Below are 16,882 nucleotides of genomic sequence, written 5' to 3'. Positions count from 1 at the left end.
TTTATAGTAGTAAAGCAAGCATTGTGAAAGTAAGAACAGCTTCAAACTAAATTAACTGCAGATTTGTAGTCAAAAAAAGTGAATTTTAAGGTAGAAAGGACGAATGAAGAATATGGATGAAACAACAAAAATCCCGCAGGCGACGGCGAAGCGTTTACCGCTTTATCATCGTTATTTGAAATATCTTTACGAATCAGGCAAGGAGCGCGTTTCTTCAGCGGAATTAAGCGAAGCTGTGAAAGTGGACTCTGCAACGATTCGTCGTGATTTCTCTTACTTTGGAGCATTAGGGAAAAAAGGGTATGGCTATAATGTTTCTTACATACTTGATTTTTTTGGTAAAACATTAAGTCAAGATAAAGAAACTAATGTAGCCATCATCGGAGTCGGAAACCTTGGGATGGCTCTGCTTCATTATAACTTCATGAAAAACAACAATATCCGAGTTTGTGCAGCTTTTGACGTTGATCCTGCCAAAGTGGGTACGGTTCAACAAGAAATTCCAATTTATCATTTAAACGATATGGAAGAGATTTTGAAAGAAAATCAAGTGGAAGTAGTCATTTTAACGGTTCCAGCTGATGAAGCTCAGGAAACGGTAGATAAGCTCGTAGAAGCTGATGTGAAAGGGATTTTAAACTTTACTCCAGCGAGAATCAGCGTTCCTAAACAAGTTCGCGTACACCACATTGATTTGACGACGGAACTGCAAACGCTCATTTATTTCTTGGAAAATTATCCTTCCAAAAATTAAAGAAAGCTTTTGCGCCGGCATGAGAAAATCATGTCGGTTTTTTTCTGACTATTTTTGGGTAAAGAAAGGCGGAAAGCCTTGTTAAAATGATTGGGAGGTACAAAAGAATGAACTGGATTAAAAAATTGAACTGGACGCAGTGGGTAGCACTATTTATTTTTGCGTCAATGGCGGTGTCACTTGTTTTTACGGTATTTGAGATTTTCACCGCACCTGTTGAGCAACCCGTACACGGCCCAAAAGTAACTTTACAAAGTGACTATATTTTTTTATTGGTCGAAATTATTTTAGGGATTTTAATTTTGGCGCTTCCGTCAATTCTTGCAAGAAGTTTTAAGTTTGAAATTCCTGGACTCGTGTATTTATTGTTTATTATTTTCCTTTACGGTTCCATTTATTTAGGAACAATTCAAAAGTTTTATTCGATCGTTCCTTATTGGGACAAAATTTTGCATATTTTCAGTGGTGCGATGCTAGGAGCGATAGGCTTTTCTTTTGTAAGCTTGTTGAACTTCAATGAAAATGTTGTATTGAAAATGAAGCCAGGCTTTGTAGCTGTTTTTTTCTTTTTTGTTTCGCAGTCACACTTGGCGCATTTTGGGAAGTCTATGAATACACGTTTGATGGGTTACTTGGACTTAACATGCAACGCTTTGAATCATCAGGAGGCACGCCTTATGTTGGACGGGCAGCACTTGCTGATACGATGGGAGACATCATTGTAGATATTTTAGGAGCACTTGTTATTGCGATAATTGGTTATATCGCGCTTAAGAAGGGCTTACCGTGGATGAAGCAATTTACTTTTAAGCGGAAAAATTGGAAGAAAACCAAATAAAAATAAGCTCGGAATAAAACAAAAAAGAACAGAATCGTCAAGTCTACCATTTCTGCAAATGGTTTCATTGAACGATTTCTGTTCTTTTATTTTTGGCTAGTTAGTCTCGTTTTTTATTTCTCCTCTTGCTTTTCTTCATCTTTTTGTTTCGGGAAATTTTCCACATAGCTATCTGAGTACTGCAACAACTTCCGACTAGCATCAAAGCGTTCTTTGATGGAGTCGTTTAGTGGCATTTTCGAACCATCATAGTGGGTAGCTTTCCCAGTTTCAAAACTTTCATCTGGCGCGTACATATAATCATTAGCAAAATAACTACCTTCAGGCATTGTATATCGCTCAGGAACAAAGTTTGTCTTAGAATTTAAAATGTCTTCCCCGAACATAATTTGATTATCCGTCTTGATACCAAGAAGATTTAGAACTGTTGGCATTACATCAATTTCCCCACCAATATTATTGATTTTCCCAGTTTTTTCAATTCCAGGAGCATGAAGGAAAAATGGAATACGATAATCATCAGCAGGTTGAGCTTTCAGTTCTGAGGAACGATTAATATATTTCTTTTGATTGTCAGGAAGTGCTGTTGTGTCGATAATATGGTGATCACCGTACATCACAACAACAGAATCATCCCAAATTCCTTTTGCCTTTAGTTCATCAATAAATTGACCAAGTTGTTTATCCGCATAATGTACGGCTTGGAAGTAATCTCCTAATTCCGTGCCTTCAAGATCCGCTGGAAGTGTCAATTCTTGTTTTTCTTCTGGAATTTTAAATGGCATGTGTGAACTTACAGAAATAAGCTGGGCATAAAAAGGCTCTTTGTTTGTATAGTGCTCTTCAAGAACAGGCAGTGATTTTTTATACAAGACTTCATCACTTGCAGAAAATCCAATTTTGTCTTCGTCTCCAAAAAATGAACGATCATAAAATTTATCAAAACCAACTGCTGGATAGAAATTCTCACGGTTATAAAAACTTGCATCGTTTGTATGGAACGTAGCAGATGTATAACCTTTCTTTCCAAGAACGCGTGGCAAGCCAGGAATGACTCGGTTTCCATAAGTTTGTGTGTTCGTGTAGTAGCCACTTGGGAATGTAGAAGTATAAACGGACCATTCCGCATCAGCTGTGTTTGATTTTGAAACGGTTTGGAAAAACGAATCAGAGTAAAGCGTTTCGTTTTGCAATTTGTCAAGCGTTGGCGTAATAGACTGCCCGTTTATTTTGACACTTGTCAAATTCCGCTGCAAGGATTCTAATTGAATGATAATCAAGTTTTTTCCTTTAGCTGTTCCAAAATATTTAGGATTTTTCTTCGGTGTTATTCCTTTTAGCTTTTGAACATTTTGAGCATTTAAATCAGCTGCACGAACATGGGCGGTTCCGGTAAAAGCAGTGGCGAGGTTAAAAGTAAACACGCCCATTTTTTCAGCACGTTTTGTATCACTGATAATATTTTGATTCATCATGTCGTAAGTGAAAAGTCCGATCAGTAAAACCGAAATAGAAGCAAGAGCCCCAAACCAGTTACGCTTGATTCGAAAAGATTTAAAAGCAACGTGTTTTTTAAGTCGTAAGTAAAGAACGACAGGGAAAAGCAATAAATTAGCAAAGAACAACCAGTCATACCATTTAAGTAAACTTGAGGCACTATCTTTTACAACGCCAACTTCGCCAATTAGCGAGAAGCTGTGATAGGTTGGAATTTCATGATAGAAGCGGCTATATAAAACGAATACCAACATGAGTACGCCAACAATAAAGGTGAGCGAAGCGTAAACGTAAATATGATAACGTTCTTTGACAAATGCATGAACGAATAGAAGAATGAGAAAAACGAAAGCCAAATCTGCTATGAAGCTAAAAAAAGCTTGGGTCTTGAAAAATTTGAAAATAAGCAAATGCAAATTGACCAACGATTAAAAGAAGATAAATGATTAGCAATGCTATAGCCTCTTTCTATTTTAAAATAATGGATTTGCACAAAGGCAACTTTTCCAATTATAGCTATTTTACAACAAACCCGATATAAGTACAAATATTCTCGTCAAATAAAAAATAATTTTATTTCTTTAATGCTATTGAACTTTAACGTGTAAAAATGTATGATAGAAAAAAGTTGTATTGAAGTAGAGGGAGTGTGAAAAAGTTTGTCTATCTTTAGAAAAAAACCGATCCATGATTTAATTCACAAAAATAAAAGTGGAAGTATCCAATTAAAACAAACCTTAAATGGAATGGATTTAATTTTACTAGGTGTGGGGGCCATTGTTGGGACCGGAATTTTTATTTTACCTGGAACTGTTGCTGCACTTCATTCAGGACCTGCCATCGTCTTTTCATTTGTCATTGCGGCCGTTGTTTGTGCACTTGCAGCGATGTGCTATTCTGAATTTGCTTCTGCTGTACCTGTTGCAGGAAGCGCATATACTTATGGTTATGTGATTTTTGGTGAATTTATTGCGTGGCTACTTGGATGGGCGCTCTTGCTTGAGTACGGGCTAGCAGTGGCTTCTGTTGCAAGTGGTTGGTCTTCCTATTTAAATGCCTTTTTGAGAGGGTTTCATATCGAAATTCCAGCCGCATTTTCCAATTCTTTTGATCCTGCAAACGGGACTTATATTAATATTCCAGCTATTTTAATCGTCTTTTTAGTGGCTTTCTTACTAACTCGAGGAATCAAAGAATCAACACGCGTTAATACAATGATCGTATTTCTTAAAATTGGAGTTATCCTGTTATTTCTTATTGTAGGTGTATTTTATGTAAAACCATCTAACTGGCAGCCTTTCATGCCATTTGGTTTTTCTGGGGTTCTAAATGGCGCGGCTCTTGTCTTTTTCGCCTATCTTGGATTTGATGCTGTATCCAGTGCAGCTGAAGAAGTGAAAAATCCGAAAAGAAATATGCCGATTGGAATCATCGGTTCACTTCTTGTATGTACGATACTTTATATGGCAGTTTCTGTGGTCCTTACGGGGATTGCATCTTACAAGAATTTAAATGTTTCTGATCCTGTTGCCTTTGCATTGCAGTTGATTGACCAAAACTGGGTTGCGGGGATCATTTCACTCGGTGCTGTTATTGGAATGCTGACCGTTATTCTCGTGATGCTTTATGGTGGAACACGACTTGTATACGCACTGGGTCGTGATGGTTTGCTCCCGAAAATGATGGCAGAAGTGAATCCTAAGCATCATACGCCAGTGAAAAATACATGGATTTATTCAACGATTATCGCTTTTTTTTGCAGGTGTGGTTCCTTTAAGCCGCTTAGCAGAGCTTGTTAATATGGGGACACTGTTTGCTTTCATGATGGTTTCATTTGGAATTTTATTCCTTAGAAAAAATAAAGAAGTGTCGCAAGATGGCTTTAAAACACCATTTTATCCTGTCTTGCCGATCGTCTCAACCTTACTTTGCTTGTTCCTAATAACGCGACTCCAACCCCTCACATGGCTCGTATGTGGGATTTGGTTCGCAATTGGTTTACTGATTTATTTCTTATACGGAAAGCGGCACAGTCAGCTAAATAAATAACTAAGTGATGCAAAGATGTTTCAGTAGTAAACGTCTTTGCATCTTTTTGTATTGAGTGATAAGATAGCATCTGTTGTAATAAACAAATAAAAGCGACAATACGCGGAAAAATTGCTAATATAGAAGGAGAGTTTCTATGAAGCGAGGGAAGAAATATGATTGAGTTCTTTGAAACAGATGAGCAGCATAAAATCAAACAGATTGATGCACCAAATTCAAGCTGCTGGATTAAAGTAACGGCACCGACGGATGAAGAAGTTGACCAGTTATGTGAAAAATATGGGATTCCGCATGACTATTTTTTCGATGCACTCGATACGGAGGAACGCTCACGGGTAGAGATGGAGCGAGAGGTTGAAACCTTTAAACATTCACTTGTGATTGTAGACTGTCCGTATGTTTCAAAAGATGAAATGGGATATAAAATGTATGAAACTCTGCCAATTGGAATTATTTTGACACATGAAGTGATTATAACGGTTACACTCAAGAAAATACCAGTACTAGAAAATGTTGGAACGGATAAAACAGAAAAATACTTCGATACACAAAAGCGTGGGCAGTTTTTACTTACGATTCTCTATGCTGTATCTTTCTATTATTTGCGTTACTTGAATGAAATCATTCGTTCAACGAATCAACTAGAATTAAAAATTAAACAATCGATGAAAAATGAAGAGTTATATGCATTTATGGCTGTTCAAAAAAGTCTTGTGTTTTTTGCTACTGCTCTACAATCTAATAAGGCAACTTTAGATAAGATTGCAAGTGTAGGCCATTTTATGTGGGATAAAGGGAATCGTGACTTGTTGCAAGATGTTCTTGTCGAAAACAAACAAGCTATTGCGATGACAGATACATATACGCAAATCATTAGTGGGATGTCAGATATTTTTTCTTCTGTCATATCCAACAACTTGAACATGGTCATGAAGTTTTTGACATCATTTACGATTATTTTGTCTCTCCCAACAATTATAGGAAGTATTTACGGTATGAACGTGAAATTGCCATTTGCCGAGTATGCCCATGCTTTTTCACTTATTATGATATTTATTCTTGTCGTAACGCTTGTTGTAACCCTCGTTTTTTGGAGGAAAAAGTATTTTTAAAAGAAGGAGGAAGGCTGAGTGCCTGAAAAAGAAACGTTTGAAAAATTAGCTTACGCAACGATCAAAGAAAAGATTTTAAGCGGAAAACTACGGGTTGGCGATCATATTTCTGAAGCTTCTATCGCGAGTGAGTTACATATTTCAAGGACACCTGTTAGGAAGGCGATCGCACGACTTGAAGCCGAACAATTGTTAGAAATAAAGGTTAATCGGGGAGCGACAGTCATTGAAAGTGAAATGACAGCAAGTCATTTTGTCTCGCTACTTGAAATCGTTGAAATACTAGTTCTTCAGACGATTTCTAAATTGGAAAATAAGCGAATTACTTTTGAAGCTGAACGGTTTGAAGAGAAAAAAGAAATTCTTCAAAAGCATTTGCAAAAAAAGCAGGAAACTCTTTACATCGAAGTTTTGTTTGATTCACTCAAAAGCTTTGTTCATCTTATGCAAAATAGTTATGCTGACCGTTTTATTCAAGTGCTAGAAAACGATTTTGATCTAAAAGCACAAAAGGAAATCAAAGTATTACCTCTTATTTTGGCTGCAGAAACGGAGCAAGGAATGAGTTTGGTTATAAAAAATCTGCAGAGTGGAAGTTACGAGGAAGCAAGAAAAAACGTGAAAGAATTAATAAATAAATTTATCGTGCAAACATTTAGATAGGAGGGGATTAAAATAAAAAAAGGTATTTGGAATTTTTATTTTAGATTGGCGACGTGTCTTTAAAGCGCCACTAGCACTTCTCCTTGTGATTGCTCTAATCATTTTGCCTTCGCTTTATGCATGGTTCAACATTGAAGCGCTCTGGGACCCGTATTCTAATACCAAAGGAATCAAAGTAGCGGTTTCCATCGATGATAAAGGTGCTGAGGTTTCAGTTCCTGGAAAAGATCAAAAAGTGAATGTGGGAACTGAACTTAAGAAAGAATTGAAGAAAAATGATAAATTAGGATGGACTTTTGTCAGCAACGAGAAAGCACAAAAGGGTGTAAAAAGTGGGAAATATTATGCGGCAATCCACATCCCAGCTGACTTTTCGAAGGATATGGTATCGGTTGTGACTGATGACGCTAAGAAACCGCAAATTGATTATTCGGTAAATGAAAAAATCAATGCGATAGCGCCTAAGATGACGGATGCTGGGGCTTCAACGATTGTGAATCAAATTAGCAGTGAATTTGTGGGGACTGTTAGTAAATCGGTTCTTGCTGAGTTTAACGAGGCGGGGATTGACCTTGAAAATGAGCTGCCGACTATTCGAAAAGTGAAAAATAAAGTTTTTGCTGTTCAAGATGCAATCCCAGAAATGAACAAAATGGGAGAAGAGGCACAGCGAATTGAGTCGAAACTTCCGGACATCAAGGAAAAAGCTCAACAGGTGGAAGAATTAAGTGACCGCATACCAGAGCTGAATGAAGCGGCTTCTGAACTTTTAAAAGTAGAAGCAGCCATTCCGAAAATGGATGAACTGGGCGGTGAAATTTTAACTCTGCAAACGAAAATACCGGAAATTCGCAAAGTGGCGGCGGGAATTAACGAAGTAGAGGCAAACTTTGGTACGGTGAAAAAAACCTTGAATGATGCCTTGGATGAATCCAGTCAGGCACTTGGGATCATTAATACAGCGGAAGAGGCGCTTCCAGAAGTACAAAAAATCGCTTCGGATGGTAGTCGGTACGCAAGTGAAGTTTCGAAATTTGCAGATCAAGTGGATGCCTCTTTTGATACGGTAGCGCCAGCGATTAAAACGAATTTGACGCTAATGAAACAAGTTGCGGATAATGTTGTCGCGATCACAGGGGATCTGAAGGATGGCAACTTGACGCCTGAAGAGGCTCTAAAAGCGCTAAATCAAATTGAAAAACAAATGACGGACTTAGAAGGGCTTCTTACGAAACAAATTGATTTGTTGACAGAGCTTAACGAGACGCTTCCCAATCATCCTTTAGATGGCTTTATTTCTGATTTATCGGGAGTGAAACAGCTACTTGCTGAGCAAAAAGAAACGGTTAAGAAGTTGAAGCAAGACGTTCAGGCCGGCAAACAACCGGCCGAAGAGCTCGTAGATCGTTTGAACAGCGAGGCGAAGCAAATTAGCGGCAAGCTAGACCAAATTCTTGGAAAATATGATAGCACGATTGTTCCAAAAATCAAGGCGGGGCTTAGTCAAATCAAGGCGGATTTAGCGAAATCTGGAGAGCTTTTGAAAACGGCTCAAGGGAAAATACCGGAAATTGCTGATGTTTTGAAAAACTCGAAGAAAACTCTTCAAACAGGTCAAGCTTATTTGAAAGAGTTTCAAGCTAAACTGCCGGAAATTGAAAAAATCTTGAAGGATACTTCTCAGTTGATTGATACTAAACTCGATCAAGTGATTTCTGGAATCAATCAAGCGGCTGTTTTTTACCGCAATGATTTCCCGGCTATTAAAACGAAGCTACACCGAGCAGGAGATTTTGTTCGAAATGATCTTCCGAATCTTGAAAAAGAGTTACAAGCGGCTTCCAAATTGATCAAAGAAAAGATGCCTGAGCTTGAAAAAGCAGTAACGATCGCAGCTGATCTTTCGCGAAATGAGCTGCCTACATTTGAAAAAGCAATCAATCAAGCGGCTTCTAAGATAAATGATTTTGATAAGGAATATAATTTGCAAGAAATTATCTCGTTCCTTCGAAATGATGCGGATAAGGACAGTGACTTTATCGCGAGCCCGGTACAGCTAAATCAAACGGAGTATTACAAAATTCCAAATTACGGCTCTGCTTCCTCACCGTTTTACACAGCGCTTTGTCTTTGGGTAGGAGCTCTACTTGTTATCTCACTTCTCCGGGTGGATGTTGAAGTTCCAGGTGGGATCTTTACGAATATTCATCGCTATTTTGGTCGACTTTTAACTTTTCTCTCCATTGGATTTATGCAAGCCTTGTTCGTTACACTCGGAAATATTTTCTTGCTCCATGTGTATATTCGTGAACCAGTTTGGCATATTATATTTAGTCTTTTCATCAGTATGGTCTTCATGACGATCGTGTACACGCTTGTTTCTTTATTTAACAATGTCGGAAAAGGGATCGCGATTATTCTTCTTGTTTTACAAATTTCTGGCGCGGGTGGAAACTTCCCGATTCAAGTGTCACCGCCGTTTTTCCAAGCGATTTATCCATTCTTGCCATTCACTTATGCTGTGAACTTAATCCGCGAAAGCGTTGGCGGAATCTACTGGCCAGGTGCTTATTTAGATATAGGTGTCTTGTTTGGCTTTATGATTATATTCATTTTGATTGGAACTCTTTTGAAAAAACCACTCGATCGAGTTGTGCCGAAACTCTCGGCCAAAGCAAAACGAAGTAAACTCATTCATTAACTAAACGCTAAATTTAGTATACAATGTGAAAAGGAATTTGAAACAATAAAAATTTGTTTGAATTGAAAAAGTGTCAAAAAGTTGTCAAAAATTCGTTTCGGGGCTCTTTTTCATGGGTATATGGGAACTATGTATCATTTGAGCGGTTTTTTGAGGTTTTTTCATCGTCTTTTTTTTAGAGATTCTGAAAAAGCCTAAAAAATCAGCTTTGTTTCATCTATCGCATGTGGTATAATATGAGAAAGTTCACCGATTGAAGGAGCGTTATAAATTGAAAAGTAAACGAGACTATAAGACCCTCGATAAAGTTGTTTATTACAGTGTTATTGAAAAAATCAAGAATGGTGAATTGAAGCCCAATGAACATCTAACGGAAGAAAGACTTTCAAAAGAACTAGGGGTTAGTCGTTCACCTATTCGGAAAGCTATCACAGCACTTGTTGCAGAAGGCATCTTGGACTATAGAACCTACAGCGGCGTGGTTGTAAAAGACTCACTTGTCGATTCCACACGTTATGTGCAATTACTTGAAGTTGTTGAATTATTTATTAAAGCAACGCTTGAAAAACTTGAACAAACTGAGGAAGAAATTGATATTGACGAACTAGAAAAATGTATACAATCTATGGATCGTGCTTCTTATTTGCGTGACATGGATGAATATATTTTCAATGAACATCAGTTTTTCTTGCGTTTGATCAACTACTCCGGAAATCCTTACTACAAGGAAATGACAAAAAAAAGTATTTTTCAACATTAACTATTTCTCAGCAGATCCAATCAATCAATTTTCAGAGGAAATGCGAGAACATAACATCAAGCAATTAAATAGCATTCTTGCTCTACTCAAAGAACGCCGCTACTTAGAAGCTAGTGATGAAATCAAGACACTCTTACTAAGCTATGGCGCCAATGCTTTTCGTTAAACTCGAATTTAAAAGGACTACCTCTCCCCTGAGCTAAAGGGGGGATAGTCCTTTTTTTATGGATTAATTAAAATTTTTTCATAGAGTGAGTAACCATTTTGGATACCTTTTAACGTGAACCCAGCTGATTGGTAAAGTTGATTAAGAACAGGGACGTCTTTTTTTGTATCAAGCCGTAACCTTGGAACTTGTTCGGAAATGGTGAAAGTTGCAGCAAACTGAATCATGGCTTGACTCAGATGTTGCCCGCTAAATGCACGGGCAACCATCAAGCGATGTAAATAATGAGCTTTATTAGATGCTTCTTCTTCCCAAAGCGCTTTGTCCCAGTCATTTGGGGATTCTTGTATAATCATGGCTCCAGCGACTTGTCCATCTTGGCTTTGGACGAGGAAAACTTCGTTAGCTGCTATTTTTTTACTAAGATTGTGAACATCTTTTCCCTGGAGAATCTCGTTCCACTGCGAGGAGCCTTTTTCTTTTAGCCAATGAGCCGTTTCAAGCATTAATTCTTCTAAGGCTTGTGCATCTTCTGGCATTGCTTTTCGAATTGAAAAGGTGTCATCCGCTACAAGTAGCTTATTTGTTTTTGTCATTTTCGGTGTCATCTTCTTCTTTTGTTTCTTGCGTCTTTTTTTTCGCTTGGTTCGGAGCCAAGATCCTCTTGCACTTCTGCTGATTCTTCTGTAAAGTCTTCGTCGTAAAAATCATTTTCTGCTAAATCTTGTTCGAGTTCGCTATACAAGTCATCGTGGAAGATTGCGTAAGCTGTTTGGGAGTAAGGATAGATGAAAATAGAAATAGCGATAGAAGCAAGGAAGCCAAGCAGTAAGATAAAACTTCCACCAATGATCGAGCCAACTGAAATAATGGAAATGCTCCCGTTCTCTCCATAGTAGAACATATCGGAAAAGGCTGCACCAGTTCCCATTACAGCAATACCAATGATAAAGATTACTACTGGAATCAGATACCAAAGTAGGAAGGTGAGGGAAAGTCCAAAAAGTTTTCCTTTATAACCATTCATCATGTGTCGACTTTCTGTGATGGCGTCGAGTGCTGAAATATCTGGATTGTCACGTAATATATAGTAGGTTTGCGAATAAGAATACATTTTAATAATGCCGGGAACAATGAGGAGTAATGACCAGAGCATGGTGAATACTGAAACAAGTACATAAGCGAGCAAGGTTCGTCCAAAGTCATTATAGCCACTAAACATATAGCCGACATCTGGACGCTCTTTTCGACTTAAAGAGAGATAGAACCAGCTGACTCCGATTGTAAGCGGTCCAATTAAAAGAAAACTAGCGAGCCAGCCTAGAATCGGAATGAATCCTAAAATTGAGCTTCCGGCGGCGATAATGAGATAGCTCAGAATAAATACGCCGATGGCAAGTCCCCATTTGCCTCGGAGTGATTCACGTGCAGAACGACGTAGTTCTGAAATAGATTGCATATTATCATCTTCCTTCCTTTTTTGTAAAATTTCACTAATATCATCCTAAAAATAGCATAAAATGATAATGAAATACAGTAAAAACGTATTTTTATCCATTTGTTCGATTATTTTTCAAAAAAAGGGTTGTTTTTTATTTTTTGGGGAAAAGGAAGAGAAGAGTTTTCCAAAGTGGAGGTGGCAAAATGAACGAGAAAAGCAGGCAAGATTTAGAAGACCGCTTAATTGAGTTGCGACGTGAATACCAAGAAGTTGTTGCTGATCCAGAAGGCTTTGAAGATCCGATGCTTCAAAATGGACCGATCAACAGTTCAGAAATGCGCCTTGGAAGCATTCGGCGCGAAATTAAAGAAATTGAGGAAAAACTTCGTAAAGATCCAATCGACTGATGAGAAGAAAATGATAAAAATGAAAACGTCCAGATTTATTGGGACGTTTTTGTTCCATCTGACAAGAAAAGGAGGAGAGGCGATGAAGCCGATTTTTGCGATTGGAGATGTCCACGGGGAGATTTCACTACTTGAAAAGATGCTGAAAAACTGGAATAAAGAGCGAGAACAACTTTTATTCGTGGGTGATTTAATTGACCGAGGTGAGAATCCGGGCGCGGTTTTACGACTTGTGAAAAAACTATATGATGAAGCGGATGTCGTAGTCTTGAAAGGAAACCATGAAGCTATGCTACTCGACTGGTTGAAAAATCCTGCTGAGAAGATGAGTTATTATATCAGTCAAGGTGGTATGGAAACGATTCAATCACTTCTCCTTGAAAATGTAGATGATTTAGCAACTCCAGAAGAACTGGCAAAAAAAAGTTATGGAAGAGTCAGGGGATTTAATCGCCTTTATTGAATCAAGACCTCTCTATTATGAAATGAATCAATATGTTTTTGTTCATGCTGGAGTTGATTTTAATTGTGAAAACTGGTATGATACAAAACCTAGTGATTTTTACTGGATTCGTGAGCCCTTTTTGTTTGGAGAAAATCGAACTGGAAAAGTTTTCATTTTCGGGCATACACCTGTTCAGAACTTACATAGCGATGGATCGAGTAGAATTTGGCTATCCCAAGATCAAACTAGAATGGATATTGACGGCGGGGCAGTGTTTGGTGGCAGTTTGAATGCTGTTGTCGTGGAGGAAAAAGCAGTCACAAAAATCTTTATGGTTTCAAAAGATGAACCTTATCAAAGTGATTGTTCCTAGTTTGTAAATAAAGGAAGTGTCACCTTGCAAAAAGCGAAAATTTTAGGTTTGCTGGCCGCCGTTTTAATTATTAGCGCAGCTGTGCTTGGCATTTACTTTTGGAAAACACAGGAAAAAAGTGAAGCAAAAGTAAAGGAAACAATTATTCCAACTGTTTTTGTACATGGCTATAAAGGAACAGTGAATTCATTCGGACATATGTTGAACCGGTTTGGTTACGAATCAGGTGGTAAGAAGATAGCCATGCGAATAGTGGTTGCTGAAAACGGCGAGCTAGATGTATCTGGTGGAATTGGAAAATATGAAAAAGACGGGGATTCGGCCGTTCAAATTTTATTTGAAGATAACCGCGCGAGCCTCGCAAGACAAACGATTTGGTTACAAAAAGCCATGCGATATTTACGAGAATACGAGCAGGTGAAGACAATTAATTTTGTTGGACATTCAATGGGAGGTTTAGCTATTTTAAGCTACTTGGAAAAAACCCCTGTTGATGCGGCTTACCCGGTTCCTCAAAAATTCATTGCGATCGCAACGCCTTTTGCGGGAATTGATAAGGCAAATTATTTTAAACTCCAAAAAGATCCGGCGGCACATGACTTAAAAGTCGGCTCGGCTGCTTTACAACTTCTTGTGAAAGAAAAAGCTAGCATCCCCAAAAACATTCAAGTTTTAGCGGTTGCCGGAAATCGGAACAATTCAGGTTCTGATGGTCTCGTTAAAGTAAGCAGTGTTTTTTATGCGAAAAACTTTTTCCCTAAAGGTGCCTATCAAGAGCGAGTCGTTGCAGGACCGGATGTAACACACAGCGGACTTCATGAAAATGCAGAAGTAGACACGCTTGTCAGCCGCTTTTTATGGAACCTGCCAGATGGCGTTGAAGGAGATAGTGATGCCAATCTTGATACGGTTCCAAATGCCAAAAAATAAATATTGCGCAGCTAAAAAACCCCTGCCGTCAGTTGGCTGGGGTTTTTAGTGTTTAATAATAAGGAGCCATAAAGAGATAAACGAGCACGCCAGTTAAACTCACATAAAGCCAAATTGGCATCGTCCAGCGTACGATTTTTTTTATGTTTTTCAACTTGCATCGTCCAGCCCCAAACAAGAGCGAATAGAGCAAGTGGAACAACAACAGCGGCAAGAAAACTATGTGTCACTAAAATGAAAAAGTAAATCGGGCGGATAAATCCAGTTCCTCCAAATGTGTTTGGTTCAGAAGAGAGGAAGTGAAAGCTCAAATAAGTGACGAGAAAGAAAAGGGTAGAAGTGAAAGCGGCCAAAATGAAGCCACGGTGAAGTTTCACATTTTTCTTTACAACGATCGCCCAAAGTGCAATTAATAAAAAAGACAAAAGTAAAACTGTTAAAAATAGCGTTCATTCGTGGTAAAATCGTTAAATCAAAATGGACTTTCCCTTGATAGCCGATGGGTGAAAAGAATAGTAATAAGATAATAACAACAGCAACCGCTGAAAAAATCATGATCGGCCAAAAATAATTTTTTTCAGATGTTGATTTGGAAAACTTTTCTTGATTTTGCTCCATGGTTATGTAAATCCTCCTTAAAATCAGATCACCTCCATTATACATGAAATGGCTGATGCAAGAAATAAAAAAAAGCTAAATCGAAGTCGATTTAGCTTTTTTTAAAGTGAGCTTTCGCTAATTTATTTTATTTGGTTTTCAGCCTGATTATAGGCACCGTGCCAAACAGGACCGATAAATTTGTTTAAAGCAAAACCATTTTGAATCGCGGCTGTCACGAAATCCTTTGCTTTTTGAACTGCTTCAGGAACAGTCATCCCTTTGGCAAGTCCCGCAGTGATCGCTGCAGCAAATGTGCAACCAGCTCCGTGGTTATAATCTGTATCCACCTTTTCGACTTCATAGATCGTGAAGTCCTTGCCATCATAAAGCAAATCGATCGCTTTATTACTTTCGAGTGCTTTTCCACCTTTTATGACGACATATTTAACACCAAGTTGGTTAATCTTTTCAGCTGCACGCTTCATGTCTTCAACGGTTTCAAGTTTTCCAAAACCAGAAAGCTGACCGGCTTCAAATAGATTTGGTGTCGTCACAGTTGCAACAGGAAGAAGTAAATCCCGGATTGCTTCCGCATTTTCTGGCTGAATGAGTTCATCTTCTCCTTTACAGACCATAACCGGATCAATAACCACATTTTTGAGTTGATAGCGGTCGATCGCTTCTCGAGTAGCTTGAATAATATCTACAGAACCAAGCATCCCAGTCTTCATGGCATCCACTGGACCGCCAGAAAGGATGGTCTTAAGCTGATCGCGAACAAGCCCGGCATCAATTGGTGTTACTCCGTGTGCCCAGTTGTTATCAGGATCCATTGTTACAATCGTTGTGATTGCACTAAAACCGAATGTACCGTATTCTTCAAACGTCTTTAAGTCAGCTTGAAGACCAGCTCCGCCACTCGAATCAGAGCCTGCTACTGTTAACGTTTTTTTTGATTGTCATTTTTGTTCCCTCCAAATTATTCTTAGGAATTGGTTTCGAGCATTTTATAAATGGCTGCTGCAACCCCATTTTCATCATTTGTCGTCGTTATAAATTTAGCTTCTTTTTTCACTTTATCTTCCGCATTACCCATAGCAACACTATAACCAGCCATTTTAAGCATGGAAATATCATTCATATTATCTCCAATTGCGAAAGTTTCTTCAAGCGAAACACCGAGTTTTTCCACATAGTATTGCAGGGAAATTCCTTTTTGAGCTTCATGGTTTGTGATTTCGATATTATCCGAAAAAGAAGAAGTAATGGCCAGTTCATTAGAAACATTAAGAGCTTCACGGGCTTGTTTTAAAACGTCAGGATCCGCAGAAAAAGTAATGAATTTTAAAATTTTCATCTCGTCATTACTAAAAATTCGTTCGGGATCTTTAATTTCATGAATGTTTTTCGCTTCAAAACGATTTTCAATTTGTTCTGTAATCGTTTGGACAGTTGATTCTGGATGGATTTTTTGAAACATCTCGATCATAAAAGCTTTTCCTTTTTCACGGTCCACAGTAACCGGACCAATGTTAGTGAAAATCTCAGTGTACATGCCTAAGTCAGTTAAAATTTGGAATGTCTTTTTGGCAAGATCTTTGTCGATAACATGTTGTAGTAGAATTTTTCCATGTTCATCGCGAATTTCAGCGCCGTTCATACAAATCGCCGGTGCAAATAAACCAGCTTCATTAATAAGACGCATAGCATCATCGTACATTCGCCCAGTACAAAGGACAAAGTGAATGCCTTTTCCGCGTGCGTGTTCAATGGCTTTGACATTTTCTTCCGTCACACAGATATCCGAATTTAAAAGCGTTCCATCCATGTCAGAAGCAATAACTTTGATCATAAATAAGATTCCTCCTGTGTTTTCCTTGACCCATCACTAGCATAGCACTTTTTGAGGGAATTTGCAGTAATATAAACACATCTAAAATGAGTAACTATCTTTTTTTTGTGGAATTTGTGAAGAAACTCAACTTATGAAAAATAAAATTCTTTGTATAATCCAAAAAAAAAGTGGAAAACAACGATATTTAGTCATTCACGACAAAAAAACAGGTTTTTATGAAATTTTTTTGTTTTGAAAACCTTTTTTATGCTATACTCTGGCTGTAATAAAACTCAACGAAAAGAGGTAGCA

Annotated in this window: 11 protein-coding genes and 6 pseudogenes; 11 read left to right on the top strand and 6 right to left on the bottom strand. The window is 38.1% G+C overall.

Features of this window, described 5'->3' with window-relative positions:
- Positions 1-112: 112 nt before the first annotated feature.
- On the top strand, positions 113-754 hold the full coding sequence (locus MAQA_RS01365) for a redox-sensing transcriptional repressor Rex (protein WP_036070572.1): 642 nt from the start codon (positions 113-115) through the stop codon (positions 752-754).
- A gap of 116 nt (positions 755-870) precedes the next feature.
- Positions 871-1,592: pseudogene (locus MAQA_RS01360) on the top strand (DUF2238 domain-containing protein).
- A gap of 113 nt (positions 1,593-1,705) precedes the next feature.
- Here MAQA_RS01360 and MAQA_RS01355 read toward each other — a convergent pair.
- Positions 1,706-3,542: pseudogene (locus MAQA_RS01355) on the bottom strand (LTA synthase family protein).
- 206 nt (positions 3,543-3,748) lie between these two features.
- On the opposite strand from MAQA_RS01355, the pseudogene MAQA_RS01350 reads away from it, so the two are divergent.
- The 6 genes and pseudogenes from MAQA_RS01350 to MAQA_RS15975 all read left to right on the top strand — a co-directional run bounded on the left by MAQA_RS01350 (position 3,749) and on the right by MAQA_RS15975 (position 10,540).
- Positions 3,749-5,138, top strand: a pseudogene (locus tag MAQA_RS01350) (amino acid permease).
- A gap of 155 nt (positions 5,139-5,293) precedes the next feature.
- Positions 5,294-6,250, top strand: a complete 957-nt coding sequence (locus MAQA_RS01345) for a magnesium transporter CorA family protein (RefSeq protein WP_036070570.1) — start codon at positions 5,294-5,296, stop codon at positions 6,248-6,250.
- Between the two features lie 18 nt (positions 6,251-6,268).
- A complete protein-coding gene (locus tag MAQA_RS01340) occupies positions 6,269-6,913 on the top strand; it encodes a GntR family transcriptional regulator (protein WP_036070568.1) in 645 nt (214 codons plus the stop codon).
- A 31-nt stretch (positions 6,914-6,944) separates the two neighbouring features.
- Complete coding sequence (locus MAQA_RS01335; RefSeq protein ID WP_036070564.1) at positions 6,945-9,614, top strand: YhgE/Pip domain-containing protein; 2,670 nt, start codon at positions 6,945-6,947, stop codon at positions 9,612-9,614.
- Positions 9,615-9,885: 271 nt separating this feature from the next.
- Positions 9,886-10,374, top strand: coding sequence for a GntR family transcriptional regulator (locus tag MAQA_RS01330; protein WP_241463010.1), 489 nt, complete (start codon positions 9,886-9,888; stop codon positions 10,372-10,374).
- 40 nt (positions 10,375-10,414) lie between these two features.
- A complete protein-coding gene (locus tag MAQA_RS15975; protein ID WP_277619923.1) occupies positions 10,415-10,540 on the top strand; it encodes a hypothetical protein in 126 nt (41 codons plus the stop codon).
- A 56-nt stretch (positions 10,541-10,596) separates the two neighbouring features.
- On the opposite strand, the gene MAQA_RS01325 is transcribed toward MAQA_RS15975, so the two are convergent.
- Positions 10,597-11,136: a GNAT family N-acetyltransferase gene (locus MAQA_RS01325; RefSeq protein ID WP_052008417.1), complete on the bottom strand. Its 540-nt coding sequence runs from the start codon at positions 11,134-11,136 to the stop codon at positions 10,597-10,599.
- An 8-nt stretch (positions 11,137-11,144) separates the two neighbouring features.
- On the bottom strand, positions 11,145-11,999 hold the full coding sequence (locus MAQA_RS01320) for a DUF975 family protein (RefSeq protein WP_077913520.1): 855 nt from the start codon (positions 11,997-11,999) through the stop codon (positions 11,145-11,147).
- Positions 12,000-12,184: 185 nt separating this feature from the next.
- Here MAQA_RS01320 and MAQA_RS01315 point away from each other — a divergent pair, with 185 nt between their 5' ends.
- The 3 genes and pseudogenes from MAQA_RS01315 (at position 12,185) to MAQA_RS01305 (ending at position 14,136) form a co-directional block, all read left to right on the top strand.
- A complete protein-coding gene (locus MAQA_RS01315) occupies positions 12,185-12,388 on the top strand; it encodes an Lmo0654 family protein (protein ID WP_036070562.1) in 204 nt (67 codons plus the stop codon).
- 82 nt (positions 12,389-12,470) lie between these two features.
- A pseudogene (locus MAQA_RS01310) lies at positions 12,471-13,206 on the top strand (metallophosphoesterase).
- Between the two features lie 24 nt (positions 13,207-13,230).
- Complete coding sequence (locus MAQA_RS01305; protein ID WP_036070561.1) at positions 13,231-14,136, top strand: alpha/beta hydrolase; 906 nt, start codon at positions 13,231-13,233, stop codon at positions 14,134-14,136.
- A gap of 52 nt (positions 14,137-14,188) precedes the next feature.
- Here the strand turns inward: MAQA_RS01305 and MAQA_RS01300 are convergent.
- The 3 genes and pseudogenes from MAQA_RS01300 to MAQA_RS01290 form a co-directional block, all read right to left on the bottom strand.
- A pseudogene (locus MAQA_RS01300) lies at positions 14,189-14,754 on the bottom strand (DUF420 domain-containing protein).
- A gap of 122 nt (positions 14,755-14,876) precedes the next feature.
- A pseudogene (gene pdxK / locus MAQA_RS01295) lies at positions 14,877-15,689 on the bottom strand (pyridoxine/pyridoxal/pyridoxamine kinase); the annotation flags it as partial.
- A gap of 32 nt (positions 15,690-15,721) precedes the next feature.
- On the bottom strand, positions 15,722-16,588 hold the full coding sequence (locus tag MAQA_RS01290) for a Cof-type HAD-IIB family hydrolase (protein ID WP_036070558.1): 867 nt from the start codon (positions 16,586-16,588) through the stop codon (positions 15,722-15,724).
- Between the last annotated feature and the right edge of the window lie 294 nt (positions 16,589-16,882).

Source organism: Listeria aquatica FSL S10-1188 (genome assembly GCF_000525795.1).
In the GTDB taxonomy this organism is placed as follows: domain Bacteria; phylum Bacillota; class Bacilli; order Lactobacillales; family Listeriaceae; genus Listeria; species Listeria aquatica.
This window is presented reverse-complemented; position numbering and strand designations above follow the sequence as displayed.

Coding starts and splice junctions, on each gene's coding strand:
- MAQA_RS01345 (WP_036070570.1), top strand. CDS start 5,294: ATGATTGAGTTCTTTGAAACAGATGAGCAGCATAAAATCAAACAGATT.
- MAQA_RS01320 (WP_077913520.1), bottom strand. CDS start 11,999: ATGCAATCTATTTCAGAACTACGTCGTTCTGCACGTGAATCACTCCGA.
- MAQA_RS15975 (WP_277619923.1), top strand. CDS start 10,415: ATGCGAGAACATAACATCAAGCAATTAAATAGCATTCTTGCTCTACTC.
- MAQA_RS01290 (WP_036070558.1), bottom strand. CDS start 16,588: ATGATCAAAGTTATTGCTTCTGACATGGATGGAACGCTTTTAAATTCG.
- MAQA_RS01325 (WP_052008417.1), bottom strand. CDS start 11,136: ATGACAAAAACAAATAAGCTACTTGTAGCGGATGACACCTTTTCAATT.
- MAQA_RS01365 (WP_036070572.1), top strand. CDS start 113: ATGGATGAAACAACAAAAATCCCGCAGGCGACGGCGAAGCGTTTACCG.
- MAQA_RS01315 (WP_036070562.1), top strand. CDS start 12,185: ATGAACGAGAAAAGCAGGCAAGATTTAGAAGACCGCTTAATTGAGTTG.